The organism is Amedibacterium intestinale, from assembly GCF_010537335.1.
GTDB classification, from domain to species: Bacteria; Bacillota_I; Bacilli_A; order Erysipelotrichales; family Erysipelotrichaceae; genus Amedibacterium; species Amedibacterium intestinale.
In genome coordinates this window covers 61,221-74,350 of sequence record NZ_AP019711.1, presented here as the reverse complement: position 1 = coordinate 74,350, position 13,130 = coordinate 61,221, and the positions used below count along the sequence as shown (strand labels likewise).

The window sequence follows — 13,130 nt, the reverse complement described above, 5'->3', positions numbered from 1 at the left end:
GATAAAATAGAAATAACAAAAAGAACTGGTAAAGCAAAGTTATAAACAAGAAGCATACTGGTTCACTTTTTACAATAAAAAGAGAGGAACGATCATGAAAACAAAAAGATTATCAGCATTCTTATTAGCTTCTGCATTATTGTTATCCAGCTTTGGATGTCAGCGAGTTGACCCTGGTGAAGAACAGAAAAAATTTAATGATTTTTTAAATAATGAATTTATTGAAACAATGGAAAGTGATTATACAACTTCTCATGTATATTTAAACAAACCGGAAAATTTTGGTGTTTCCAAAGAAAACATAGAAATTAATCTTGGCACTCGCATGGACATGCAGGAACAAAAAGAAGAAGAAAAGAAAACAAAAGAAACATATGAACAATTTAAAAAATTCAAACGAAATGCACTTACAGATACACAGCAGGATATTTATGACAGCATTGAGCGAAGCGCTTCTTTATACGAACAAATGAGCGATGATAAATTTGACTATTATGCTTCTGCATTTGAAAGTATGGGTGGACTTCATTATCAATTGCCTACCTTGTTTGCCGATTGGGAATTAAGAAATGAACAAGATGTAAAAGATTTGATTTTATTATTGGAAGATGTTGATGATTATGTAGACAGCGCAATAGAATATACAAAAATACAGGCAGAAAAAGGTCTTTTAATGCTGGATCTGGATTCTATCATCAGCTATTGTGAAAACATAGTAAAAAAAGGAGAAAATAGTTCTATTTTAACTTCTTTATATGATTCTATTGATGCTTTACATCTTTCTGATACAAAAACAAGCGATTATAAACAGCAAGTAAAAAAAGCATTTGCAGCTTCTTTCCTTCCTGCTTATCAAAATATTTTAGATACTATGAATACATTTAAAAAACAAGGTGTAAAAAATGCGAAAAGTTTATCTGCATTTGAAAATGGAAAAGAGTATTATAAACTTTTACTCCAGCAATCCATTGGTTCAGATAAGACACCAAAAGAAGTAAAGAAAATGATGGAAGATGCTTTCTATGCACATATTTCGAACATACAGGATATTGTGTCAAATCTTTCCGATGATGAAGAGCTTTTAAAAGCACTGTCTTCAAACCAGTTCCCGCAAACATCATATACCAGCTATGAACAAATACTGGAAGATATAAAAAAAGATATGTTTCAAGATTTCCCAGAAGTTAAAAATTTAAAATATAACATAAAAGACATCAACGAAGAAATCGCATCTGATTCCGGTGTTGCGGCTTATTTCAATATTCCATCTATCGATGGAGATTCTGTCAAACAGCTTCGTGTTAACCCAAAAAGCAGTGATATCAAATCCCTTTCTACTTATTCCACCGTTTCACATGAAGGATTTCCTGGTCATATGTATCAATATGCCTATTTATATGAAAACATCGACAACAACTTTGCGAAAACCCTGATTAATGAAAATGCCTATGTAGAAGGATACGCTGTATATGCACAATATGAAAGTTTTAAGTATTTAGATAATATGAACCAGCAAATATTACAGCTATTTAAAGAAAATGAGCTTGCCTCTTACTGTCTTGTTATTGGCGCAGATATTGGAATTCATTATGAGGGATGGGATCTTACACAATTTACAGATTATATGAGTGAATTTGGATTTGCATTGTCAAAAGAAGAGGCAGCACCTTTATACAATCAGTTATGGGCAAACCCTGCCGCTTTCCAGCCTTATTATGCGGGTTATGAAGAAATTATAGATTTAAAAGAAAACGCACAGGATAAACTGGGAAATAAATTTAAAGAAAAAGATTTTAATACCGCTTTGCTGGAAAGTGGAATTGCCCCATTTTCTGTAGTAGAAAGACACATTGATTCATATATTAAACGTACAAAGTAAAAATCGGCATGTCACATTGACATGCTCAGATTGTTGACAAAGTGGTACTTATAAACAAGTATCGCTTTTCTTTTTTCTTAAAATAATTTAAAATTGTGCTTTTTATTAGATTTTGTGCAGTTTTAGAGAGGTTTTTCCACCTCCATCTGGACATTCTTTTTAGATTATAACACGCAAAAATCATCAGCGACTGATGCTGATTTTTTTGTAGCCCTCTTAACCTGGTATATCTCAACGTGTGATGTTCTTTACAGTCTGCGAACACCCTCTCTATGCTTTCTTTACGCCTTGGATAGATTTCTTTCCATTCCGGTGTATGTCTTATCTCATCCATTACCTCCTCCCGGTATTCCTCCCATACATGACGTGTCACTACTTTCTGAAAGTTCTTTGATGATGTACATCTTCCTCTTAAAGGACAGTTCTCACAATCCTTTGGATTTGATTTGTATTCTTTATATCCAAGCTTGTTTGTCGTGCTGTATGAAAGCACCTTATTATTTGGACACAGATAACAGTCATATCCTTCATCATATACATACTCGTACTTCTTATAATATCCTTTCTTTGTCATTGGTCTTTTATAAGGCGCATACATTTTTTGCCCATTTTCTAATACCGTCTTACATATTGCCGGTGTTATATAGCCCGCATCCAGACATACATTTTTTATTTGATCCATATATTTATCGTTTAATACTTTATACGCTGAAAAGAAAGACACGCTGTCATGTACGTTTCCCGCAACACATACGCTTGCCAGTACAAATCCATTTCTATCGCAAAATGTTTGATGTGAATAAGCAAAACATTTTTCTTTTTCACCTTTATGGAAACAGCCACTCTCCGAATCTGTTTTACTGATTTTGATATGCTTTGTTTGTATGTCCCTTTTCAGCTTTCCTGTTTCCTCATCGAAATTCAGTTCTTCCTTTTCATTTGATTTTATCGGCTTTTTCCCATGTTCCTCGCGATCTTTGTTTATCTCATCCAGCAGATCGTTTTCATATATTTTCTTCATGATTTCAACTTCTTCATCTGTATACTTGTTTTTATTCGCATTTGCCTTTTGATGTGTGGAGTCTCCATATACAGTTTCCATATCTACAAAGCCATAAGAGATTGCCTGTTTCAATATCTGATCAAATATTTTTTCAAATACTTCGCTGTTACTATATCTTCGGATATAATTTTGACTCCAGGTAGAATAATTTGGCACCCTTTCATCCATGGAGATTCCTAGAAACCAGCGATATGCAAGATTTACTTGTATTTCTTTACAAGTCTTTCTCATTGAATCTATTCCGAAAATAATATTGATGAAGATCATTTTAAAAAGAACCACAGGATCTATGCTTGGTCTTCCAACATCACTGTAAAGATTTTCTACAAGAGGGTAGATAAAATTCCAGTCGATACAGCTTTCCAGCATTCTGACATCATGATCCTGTGGTACTAATTCTTCTATTGTATTCAGTATGATAGTATCATTTTTTCCATTTCTTTTTGTCATTGCCATATGTAATCACTCCTATTTTACCCACTTTTATTATACCATTTTGAGCATTATAAAAGGCAAAAAGAACCATATGTTTTTGGGTAAAATAGGAATCTTTTTGCCTCTTTTATTCTATCATATAAAAAATAGACTGTCGACACCTTTGTCAACAGTCTGGGCATGTCACATTGACATGCTTTTTCTTTCATTGACATACACAAAGGAAGTGATAAAATTAAAAATATCTGTTTCGTTAGGAGTGGTTATTATGAGAAAAAGAGGAATACTATTTGATTTGGATGGAACACTGATCAACACTTATAATAATTTTGACTATTCATTAATTTTCAAAGAGTTAAATCAGGCACAAAACGATCTGCTTTTGGATATTTTAAAGAAACGAATTCACAGTTTTGCCGAGATGGAGAAAAAGGTACGCTTAGAATGTACAAATAAACAGGAAGGGGAAGATCTTATTCAAAAAATACATGCTTATCTATGTATGCATTACAAAGAAGCAGAACTCAAAAAAGATGCATTAAAATTTCTTCATCATGTGAAAGAGAAAGGCTATACTCTTTGTTTATGCACGAATAATGCAAGCGATATTGCACAGTATATACTTGAGATAAAACATATGGAAAACCTGTTTTCCTATGTCATTACTTCTCAGCAAGTTGAAAGAAGCAAGCCTGATCCCCAAATATATGAAGAGGCTTTAAAAGCCATACAGCTGTCCAAACATGAATGCATCGTATTTGAAGATTCAAAAGATGGAATTCAGGCAGCACATAGTGCGGGATTAGAGGTTATCGGTGTATGCAGCGAAGAAACTTCTTCATTAAAAATGTGTATACAAGATTATAGCGATTCACGTCTGTATAAGGAGTTTATATAATGATACAAATATTACTTTTTTTCTGTTATAGCTTTTTAGGATGGTGCTGTGAATGTGTTTACTGTTCCATTCCTGCCAAAAAATTTATAAACCGCGGATTTTTAGAAGGACCTTACTGTCCTATTTATGGAGTAGGAGCTTTATTGGTTATTTCTTTGTTGTTGCCATATAAACAACATCCCGTCACGTTATTTATTGCAGGTACCATACTAGTAACAACACTGGAATATATTACCAGCTGGTTAATGGAGATTATGTTTCATACACGCTGGTGGGATTATTCAAACTTTCGATTCAACATTAATGGGCGTGTTTGTTTATTAAATGCTATTTTATTCGGTATCATGGCTCTTGTGGTATGTTATGGTATTCATCCTGTTATATTAGATTTACTACAAAAACTGACACATACACAGCAATGGATCATAGGCAGCTTGTTAAGTATTGGTTTTCTTGCAGACCTTGTCACAACAACATTTGCACTTCTTCGAAAAAATGCCGATTTCAGAGCAGTCGAGACAAGCATTCATACACTTCGTACTTTATTTAAACAAGCAAACATTTTCCCACAGGAAGAACCACTTTCACAAACCATACAAAGAATTTTAGACAGTACGGATGCAGATGAAATCTTACTTGCTCATATCCAGGAATTACGCAATAAAATTCAATTGTTTCGCTCTCACCAAAAACATACTGTAAAACGTTTAAAGAAAGCCTTCCCTCATCACAGAGAAAATAGAAAGGAAATATTTGAACGTATATCTCAAGTCTTGGATGAACATCGCAAATAGCGATGTTTTTTTCATGTCTTTATATAAATTAACATATACTTGAAAAGGTGATCGCATGAATACAGAAAAACAACGTTCCTTTATCATTCAGATAATCTATTTCTCCATTCTACTTTCTCTTTTTTATATTTTTTTCCAATATGTATTACCAGCTTTCTTCCCTGTTTTTGCCGGTTTTTTTATAGCCTATATGATGCGTCCTCTTATACGTAAACTTCACCAGTCTCTAGGCATCCATGAAAAAATATTATCTATCTTCTGTATCCTATTCTTTTATACTGTTTTATTTACCGTTTTGTTTTTATGTTTATGGAAAGCTTACCACTACATAAAAATATATTTAGAACCATTTAGTCAATGGTATCAAAGTACACTGGCTCCTTACTTTGAACAACACACAACACAAAGCGTTTCTCTTCTTTCATCTTCCTTTGATTTATCCACATTTTTATCTGCGATACAAAATGCATTTTACTCTTCTTTTACTTCTTTTCTATCCTCTCTTATACAGTCAATATTAAACTTTTTACAAAATTTTTTCTCTCAGCTGCCTAAGTTTTTACTCTCTTTTTTTATAACGATCTTTTCCAGTTTTTTATTTCAAATGGATTATCCACGAATTACTGCTTTTCTTATAAAGCAGATTCCACAAAATACAAGAAATGTTGTCCTGGCATCTTCCACGTTCTTAAAAAAAAGCATCCTGCACATGATAAAAGCAAATCTCATTCTTTCTTTTATCGTATTTATAGAACTCCTTTTTATTTTTCATTTTCTCAACTTAAACAATATTTTTTTATTAGCTTTTTTTATTTGCTTATTTGATGCTTTGCCTGTTTTTGGATGCGGAATGATACTTCTTCCATGGATCTTATTTTGTATTTTAAATGGACAGAAAAAACTTGCGGTAGGCTTGCTTATTTGTTATCTTCTTACAACGCTTACGAAAAATCTATTAGAGCCAAAAATCATGGGAAAACAAATGGGGATCCATCCTCTTATTTTGCTTCTATGCATGTATATAGGAGGTAAACTTTTTGGCTTTTTAGGATTCCTTTTTCTTCCAAATATCATTATGATCATACGCTGTTTAAAAGAGGAAGGTTATCTTTCTATTTATAAATAAAAATTTAGATTTTTTTAATAATTTTACATGTTTATCTCTTCTTTTTTATGTCATAATATAAAGGCAAAAAAGATCATCAATCTTAAAGATTTTATATATATATATATGAAACATTTGCCTATCAGGAGGATTACATGAAAAAATTAAATAAAAATTTATCCCATTTACGTATACAATGGTCACATCTGGCAATCTTGCTTGCCGGTATTTTTATCGCTGGTTTTCTGCTTTTTAAAGGAGTTACATGGCTGTTTCATGATCCATATGCTGCTTATCAAACGTACAAGGAAGACACAAAGCTTGCTGGTGAAATGAAGCATACGACACAAAAAGAAAAAGATGCATATTTCATATCTTATTACTACCCTGCTTTCGATATTAAAAATCTGGATTCAGAAATCACAAAATATGGAAAACAGCAGGCTGTTCCTTTAAAAGATAAAAACAGCATGCATTATGTAAGTATTGATTATGATACTGAAGAAATCTTTGATACTTATATTTCACTTGTATTTCATAAAAAAGTAGTAGATGAAGAAGATAAAGTTCTTCAGCAGGAAGATACATATTACAACTACGACAAAAAAAGAAATCGTTTCTTGCAGGTAGATGATGTTCTTCGAAGAGATTATATAGCCATGATGAAAACAAAAGCAAAAGATGCAGGTATCAAAGAGAATCTCATAAAAAAACAAAATCTTTCTTCTTTTACGATTGGTAAAAATGAACTTAGTTTCTATGTAGAAGGAAAGAAAAACCAAAAGATTTCTGTTCCTTATAAAGAAAACAAAAAATACATAGCCTTAACAAACAAAAATATTCCATCTTATTATATGAAAGATCCAATTACTCCAGCTCCTCAGCCTAAAGTAGAAAAAGGAAAAAAACTGATTGCATTTACATTTGATGATGGTCCTCACTACAAAAACACAAAAGAAATCATGGCAGAATTTGAAAAATACAATGGACGCGCTACTTTCTTTATGCTTGGCCAAAACGCAAAAGCAAATCCAGACATCGTTAAAGATGTATATAAAAGAGGCCATGAAGTCGCAAACCATTCCTGGGACCATTCCATACATATAGCAGCACAACCTCCATATATGAAAAAAGAAGATGTAAATGAAGAAATCTATAAAGTAAATGATGCGATCTTTCAAGCCAGTGGATTTGAACCAAGATATTTCCGTCCTCCTTTTGGGGCAATAAATCAAACAATGAAAGATGTATGTGGTTTGGATATGGTTTTATGGGATATTGATTCTGAAGACTGGAGAAACCATAATGCCTCTATCATGAGTAAGATCGTGAAAAAGAATGCAGAAGTTGGCTATGAAGTTGTCTTAATGCATGATATACATGAAGATACAGTAAAAGGAATTAAGCAGTTATTAAAAGAATTAGACGCAAAAGGATATCAGTTTGTGACAATCGATACCCTCATCAAGGAAGATCCAGAGTATCTTCTAAATCCGAAATCCAATTTAATAAAACCTTCCACTTTAAAATAGCGATAGAAATTTTCTCTATCGTTTTTTTCTTTTTCGTTGTATACTTACGATAGAGGTGAACGTTATGTTAAAGGAACTATATGAGCGACAAAGTATTCGGCATTTTACAACTCAAAAAGTAGAAGAGGAGAAAATAGAAAAACTGCTTCGTGCCGCAATGAATGCCCCAACAGCACGTAATCGACAGGATTGGCGTTTTCTAGTTATTCGAAACAAAGAAGCACTAAATACTATGCAAGAGCTGCAGCCTTATACAGGAATGATGAAAGAAGCAGCTTGTGCAATTCTTGTAATGAGTGATACGAAAGAAACCGATAGTGTAGAATATTCTTATGTAGATTGTGCTGCTGCGATTGAGAATATCCTCATTGAAGGCGTGCATTTGGGACTAGGAACTTGCTGGTGTGCCGTTGGTCCAAAGCAGGAAAGAATTGATAATTTTAGACAATACTATCACTTAGAAGATACTCTATTACCCGTAGGTGTTATAGCTGTTGGCTATCCTGCAGAAACAAAAGAAAAAGTGGATCGCTACGATCCACAGAAAGTTACTTACTTTGATTAGCAGAAGACAAAAATCTTCTGTTTTTTTAATCTCCTTTATACTGTTTTAACCACGTTTCATCAGCTTCAAATACATTATGCATGCCTTCTTTATATGTTGCGACAAACAGTTTTATATCATTATCCTGTAAAACCACAAATGGAAACTCACAAATATTGGTAGAGGCTGCACAATTTCCATCCTTATCCATCGCAATCAAACTTATGGCATCACAATCTTTTTTCATCAATGCCATGCGTTTTATATGTGCATCTAAAACTTCATTTACTGCTTCCTGTACATGTTTTCCTTCTGCCATTTTATCCACAACACGTAAAGACAAACAGCCTCTCATAATATCTTCTCCAAGACCTGTTGCGGCAGCGCATCCTATCAAAGAATCTGCATAAAATCCTGAGCCAATAATAGGGCTGTCTCCTACACGACCTTCCTGCTTCATAAACAGTCCGCTTGTAGATACCCCTACCCCCAGATGTTTTTTAACTTTACCAAGTACACATACGGTATCATGACCTTCATATGCTTGAAGCTCTTCTATATCTTCTATATCTTCTTTTTTCTTTTCTTCCCACCTTTTTTTCGAGGACTCACAAAGATGATTTTCAAATGGAAAACCTTTCTTTTTCGCATAAGACTCTGCACCTTTTCCAGATAAAAGACAGTTACATTTTAATCCACATAAATCCTGTGCAACTGCAATTGGGCTTTTTATATCTTCTACCTCGATTATACCGCCAAAATCAAGGGTATCCCCATCCATATAAGCCGCATCAAGCTGAACATGTCCATCTATATTGGGCAATCCACCATGACCTACAGAAATAAATTCTTCTCGTTCTTCTACGTTTTGAATGGCAATTCGAATCGCCTCTTTTACACTGCACCCTTTTTCCAATGCCTCTTTCGCAAGACCTATCCCATCATAAGACATTTTCCATGTCGCTATCATTGTATACTCCATACATTTCCCCTCTTTTCTAAAAAAGTCATGCGAACATGACTTTTTACTTATAATAATGGATCAATTACATCGGTATTTAATTCTTTCAACGCTTTGCAGCTTGCATCAAATTTTGCCTGATCTACTTCATTTAAATCCAGTTTTACAATTTCACGAATTCCCTGACGATTGATAACCGCAGGAACTCCAATATACAGACCTTCCTGTCCATATTCACCTTCCTGATAACAAGATACCGTTAAAATAACATTCTCATCATCTAAGATTGCATGTACTAATCGATTTAAAGATAAACCAATTCCATAATATGTAGATTTCTTACGCTTGATCAGCTCATATCCTGCCTGCTGTACCTGCTCATAAATACCATGCAAATCAGATAAATCTTTTCCTTTTTCATCTAACAGTTCCAATAAATTCTTACATCCTACATAGGCATGTGTCCATGGAACAAAACTGCTATCTCCATGTTCTCCCATAATATATGCATGAATATTATTGCTGGAGATATTTAGATATTCACTCATTAAGTAGCGAAGTCTTGCAGTATCTAAAATCGTACCAGAACCGATAACTCTTTCCTTTGGAAGTCCACTAACTTTCTGTGCAACATATGTCATACTGTCAACTGGATTGCTGGCAACAACAATAATTCCATCAAAGCCGGATTTCATAATATTTTCCGTTACACTTTTGATAATCATCGTATCCTTAGCCGCAATATCTAAACGAGTTTCTCCTTCTTTCATTGTAACACCTGCAGTAATTACAACAACACTGGCATCTTTACATTCTTCATAGCCTCCAGATTTTACTACCATTTTTCCTCTGGCATAAGGAAGACCATGTTGAAGATCCATTGCTTCTCCTTCTGCTTTTGCCTCATTTACATCAATTAAAACAAGTTCATCTATTCCACCGGTACTTAAGAAACTATATGCCATGCTCATTCCTACAAAGCCAGTTCCTACTAAGACTAGTTTTCTTTTTTCATTCATAATTATTACCTCCTTTAGGTATTCGTATTATACCATATCCTTACTGTAAAATCATAGAACATGCATTTTTTTCAACATTTGATAAATGCTGTCTTTATGGCTGGGTCCACATACATGATCTGCATAAGAAAATAAAGCCTCATCACCATTTTCCATGGCAATTCCAATATTAGCATGTTCCAGCATCTCTTTATCATTCATAGAATCTCCAAATGCTATATATCCATGCTCTTTTAAGCCCCAATATTCCATCAATGCATCAATGCCATGTACTTTGTTTACTCCATCTTTCACAATATCCATAATGACACCACTTGATTTTTGAAGTCGCAAATCTTTTACCTTTAAGAAAGCAGAATAATCATAATCATATCCTTTAAACATACTAATCATTTCTACCTGATCTCCTGTTTTATACTCTCTTATTTCTTTTGGTATTTCTACATGAAACTGTTTTAAAACTTTCTTTGCCTCTTCATCATCTTTTGTTAAATACACATCTTCCCCATTTACGTAACAGGCAATATCCTTTTCTTTCGCAATAGAAAATATGTTTTGCAATTCTTCATCTGCAAATCCTTTTTTTACTAATATATTTAAATTTTCATCATAGACTACATTTCCCGCACTTCCAACAAAACCATCCCATGAAATATTTTCAAATAAAGGAAGTTCTTTCGCCATACGCAAAGGTCTTCCAGAACACAAGGCAACCTTATACCCTTTTTCTTTTAGCTCTTTTACTGCCTGTATGGAAGATGGCAAGATTTGATTTGTCACATGATCATAAAAGGTTCCATCAATATCAAAAAAAACAGCTTTGCATTTTACTATCGTATCACTCATTTAATACGCCCCTTTCCATATTCCTTTTCTAATTTATTTTATAGTTCTATTTACGTATATACAAGAAGAATCATGTATTGTTTTTCTTCCAGTTTTCAATCTGTTCCATACGTAATTTTACTTTTTGTTCCGAGCCTTGGATTGTTGGCTTATAATATAGCTTGCCTTGTAACGAGTCAGGAAGACATTTCATTGCGGTTAATTTATCTTCATGATCATGTGCATACTGATATCCTTCTCCATAATGCAGTTCTTTCATTAAACTGGTTACTGCATTTCGTAAATGCAAAGGCACTGGTTCACTGCGCATTTTCATCGCATCGATTTTGGCATGTTCATATGCCATATACAATGCATTGCTTTTTGGAGCTAAGGATAAATAAGTGATTGCATGTGTTAAATGTACACTGCACTCAGGCATTCCAATAAAATGACATGCCTGATATACAGACACACAGATTTCCAATGCTCTGCTATCTGCCATACCGACATCTTCACTAGCAAAACGAACAAGTCTTCTGGCAATATACAGCGGATCTTCTCCTGCTTCCAGCATTCTTGCCAGCCAGTAAATAGATGCCTGTACATCGCTGTTTCGCATTGATTTATGCAAGGCACTAATCAAATTATAATGTTCTTCTCCTTTTTTATCATACAATAAAGATTTCTGTGAAATACATTGTGCCAATACCTCTTCATTTACGATTTGTACACCATCTGTATTTTCTGCATTTAACACACACATTTCCAATGTATTTAACGCCACTCTGGCATCCCCATTCGCAAATGCAGCCAATTGTTTCAATATAGATTCTTCTATTTGTATGTTTTCCTTGCCAAGTCCTTTTGGGCTATGCAGCGTTGTTTTCAACAATTCCAAAATATCTTCATCTTCTAAAGCTTTTAACACAAAGACCTTGCAGCGAGACAATAATGCTGAATTGATTTCAAAGGAAGGATTTTCAGTTGTCGCACCAATTAAAATAATACTTCCTTTTTCTACATAAGGAAGAAAAGCATCCTGCTGAGCTTTATTAAAACGATGTATTTCATCTACAAATAAAATCGTTCTTTGTCCATATACCATGCTGTCCTGTGCTTCTTTCATAACTTGTCGTATTTCTCTTATTCCACTTGTAACCGCAGAAAAATCAATAAATCTTGACTTTGTATGATGCGCAATAATTCTTGCCAATGTGGTTTTTCCTACTCCTGGAGGTCCCCAGAAAATCATGCTTGTGATTTGATCTTTTTCAATCAGTTTCCAAAGAACTTTTCCTTCCCCAACCAAATGTTTTTGTCCTACATATTCACTAAGAGATGCAGGACGCATTCTGCTTGCTAAAGGCTGAAAAGATACTTCCTCAAATAAAGATTCCTGTTCCATTATGATCCCTTCCTTTCCTGTATTATAACACGAATAGATAGCTAGGCAGAATCGTTGTTTCTATTGTATAATAATAAGACAGGAGGAAGTATATGATTCTTAGATTAGCAAATGCAGAAGATAAAAAGAAAATAAAAGAAATTTACAACGAAGCTTTCCCAGCTGTTGAAAAAAAGCCATTTTTTCTATTCAGAAGAAAACATGTAAAACTATATGCTTTAATAGATGATGAAGTTTGTGTAGGACTTTTTATTGCAGTAGAACATAAAGACATGGTATTTATTGATTATTTTGCCATTGATAAAAACTGCAGAGGGAAAGGATATGGAAGTACTGCATTAACCTTATTAAAGAACAAATATGAAGGTAAAAGAATTTTCCTGGAAATTGAAGATACGATGGAATGCTTAAAAGAACATAAAGAACTACGTGAAAAAAGAAAGCAGTTTTATATGACAAATGGTTTTTTAAGATCTCATTTACGTGTGAATGCCTTTACACAGGATTTTGAAATCATGTATTATTCCAGTGATATATCTTTTGATGAATATACGCAAACATTTAAAAATGGATATGGAAGCATTGTTTCTTATATGATGCATCCTAAAAAATTATAAAAAGAGAGATTTCTCTTTTTCTTTTTTGATATAATTTCATACATATTCTT

General features: G+C 33.6%; 12 protein-coding genes. 7 read left to right on the top strand and 5 right to left on the bottom strand.

The genetic code is table 11. The annotated features are described in order from the left end of the window. Positions 1-94: 94 nt before the first annotated feature. Positions 95-1,879, top strand: coding sequence for a DUF885 domain-containing protein (locus A9CBEGH2_RS00320; protein WP_163104106.1), 1,785 nt, complete (start codon positions 95-97; stop codon positions 1,877-1,879). 25 nt (positions 1,880-1,904) lie between these two features. On the opposite strand, the gene A9CBEGH2_RS00315 is transcribed toward A9CBEGH2_RS00320, so the two are convergent. Continuing rightward, on the bottom strand, positions 1,905-3,398 hold the full coding sequence (locus A9CBEGH2_RS00315; RefSeq protein ID WP_163051664.1) for an IS1182 family transposase: 1,494 nt from the start codon (positions 3,396-3,398) through the stop codon (positions 1,905-1,907). A 247-nt stretch (positions 3,399-3,645) separates the two neighbouring features. Between A9CBEGH2_RS00315 and A9CBEGH2_RS00310 the strand changes: the two genes are divergently transcribed. The 5 genes from A9CBEGH2_RS00310 (at position 3,646) to A9CBEGH2_RS00290 (ending at position 8,271) form a co-directional block, all read left to right on the top strand. Beyond that, a complete protein-coding gene (locus tag A9CBEGH2_RS00310) occupies positions 3,646-4,275 on the top strand; it encodes an HAD family hydrolase (RefSeq protein WP_163104105.1) in 630 nt (209 codons plus the stop codon). Continuing rightward, entirely contained in the window at positions 4,275-5,069 is a 795-nt protein-coding gene (locus A9CBEGH2_RS00305) for a putative ABC transporter permease (protein WP_163104104.1), read from the top strand. Before A9CBEGH2_RS00310 ends, A9CBEGH2_RS00305 begins: the two co-directional genes overlap by 1 nt. 55 nt (positions 5,070-5,124) lie before the next feature. Further along, positions 5,125-6,195: an AI-2E family transporter gene (locus A9CBEGH2_RS00300; protein WP_118277868.1), complete on the top strand. Its 1,071-nt coding sequence runs from the start codon at positions 5,125-5,127 to the stop codon at positions 6,193-6,195. Between the two features lie 134 nt (positions 6,196-6,329). Further along, positions 6,330-7,706, top strand: a complete 1,377-nt coding sequence (locus A9CBEGH2_RS00295; RefSeq protein ID WP_163052482.1) for a polysaccharide deacetylase family protein — start codon at positions 6,330-6,332, stop codon at positions 7,704-7,706. Positions 7,707-7,770: 64 nt separating this feature from the next. Next, complete coding sequence (locus A9CBEGH2_RS00290; protein ID WP_163052480.1) at positions 7,771-8,271, top strand: nitroreductase family protein; 501 nt, start codon at positions 7,771-7,773, stop codon at positions 8,269-8,271. A 25-nt stretch (positions 8,272-8,296) separates the two neighbouring features. On the opposite strand, the gene A9CBEGH2_RS00285 is transcribed toward A9CBEGH2_RS00290, so the two are convergent. The 4 genes from A9CBEGH2_RS00285 to A9CBEGH2_RS00270 all read right to left on the bottom strand — a co-directional run bounded on the left by A9CBEGH2_RS00285 (position 8,297) and on the right by A9CBEGH2_RS00270 (position 12,463). Further along, positions 8,297-9,232: an isoaspartyl peptidase/L-asparaginase gene (locus A9CBEGH2_RS00285; RefSeq protein ID WP_163052478.1), complete on the bottom strand. Its 936-nt coding sequence runs from the start codon at positions 9,230-9,232 to the stop codon at positions 8,297-8,299. Positions 9,233-9,279: 47 nt separating this feature from the next. After that, positions 9,280-10,230, bottom strand: coding sequence for an L-lactate dehydrogenase (locus tag A9CBEGH2_RS00280; protein ID WP_163052476.1), 951 nt, complete (start codon positions 10,228-10,230; stop codon positions 9,280-9,282). A 51-nt stretch (positions 10,231-10,281) separates the two neighbouring features. Beyond that, the gene (locus tag A9CBEGH2_RS00275; RefSeq protein ID WP_163052475.1) at positions 10,282-11,076 is read right to left on the bottom strand and encodes an HAD family hydrolase; all 795 of its coding nucleotides are present in this window, start codon (positions 11,074-11,076) and stop codon (positions 10,282-10,284) included. 70 nt (positions 11,077-11,146) lie between these two features. Further along, positions 11,147-12,463, bottom strand: a complete 1,317-nt coding sequence (locus A9CBEGH2_RS00270; RefSeq protein WP_163104103.1) for a replication-associated recombination protein A — start codon at positions 12,461-12,463, stop codon at positions 11,147-11,149. 92 nt (positions 12,464-12,555) lie between these two features. On the opposite strand from A9CBEGH2_RS00270, the gene A9CBEGH2_RS00265 reads away from it, so the two are divergent. Next, on the top strand, positions 12,556-13,080 hold the full coding sequence (locus A9CBEGH2_RS00265) for a GNAT family N-acetyltransferase (RefSeq protein WP_163104102.1): 525 nt from the start codon (positions 12,556-12,558) through the stop codon (positions 13,078-13,080). Positions 13,081-13,130: the final 50 nt, after the last annotated feature.

Coding starts and splice junctions, on each gene's coding strand:
- A9CBEGH2_RS00320 (WP_163104106.1), top strand. CDS start 95: ATGAAAACAAAAAGATTATCAGCATTCTTATTAGCTTCTGCATTATTG.
- A9CBEGH2_RS00315 (WP_163051664.1), bottom strand. CDS start 3,398: ATGGCAATGACAAAAAGAAATGGAAAAAATGATACTATCATACTGAAT.
- A9CBEGH2_RS00310 (WP_163104105.1), top strand. CDS start 3,646: ATGAGAAAAAGAGGAATACTATTTGATTTGGATGGAACACTGATCAAC.
- A9CBEGH2_RS00305 (WP_163104104.1), top strand. CDS start 4,275: ATGATACAAATATTACTTTTTTTCTGTTATAGCTTTTTAGGATGGTGC.
- A9CBEGH2_RS00300 (WP_118277868.1), top strand. CDS start 5,125: ATGAATACAGAAAAACAACGTTCCTTTATCATTCAGATAATCTATTTC.
- A9CBEGH2_RS00295 (WP_163052482.1), top strand. CDS start 6,330: ATGAAAAAATTAAATAAAAATTTATCCCATTTACGTATACAATGGTCA.
- A9CBEGH2_RS00290 (WP_163052480.1), top strand. CDS start 7,771: ATGTTAAAGGAACTATATGAGCGACAAAGTATTCGGCATTTTACAACT.
- A9CBEGH2_RS00285 (WP_163052478.1), bottom strand. CDS start 9,232: ATGGAGTATACAATGATAGCGACATGGAAAATGTCTTATGATGGGATA.
- A9CBEGH2_RS00280 (WP_163052476.1), bottom strand. CDS start 10,230: ATGAATGAAAAAAGAAAACTAGTCTTAGTAGGAACTGGCTTTGTAGGA.
- A9CBEGH2_RS00275 (WP_163052475.1), bottom strand. CDS start 11,076: ATGAGTGATACGATAGTAAAATGCAAAGCTGTTTTTTTTGATATTGAT.
- A9CBEGH2_RS00270 (WP_163104103.1), bottom strand. CDS start 12,463: ATGGAACAGGAATCTTTATTTGAGGAAGTATCTTTTCAGCCTTTAGCA.
- A9CBEGH2_RS00265 (WP_163104102.1), top strand. CDS start 12,556: ATGATTCTTAGATTAGCAAATGCAGAAGATAAAAAGAAAATAAAAGAA.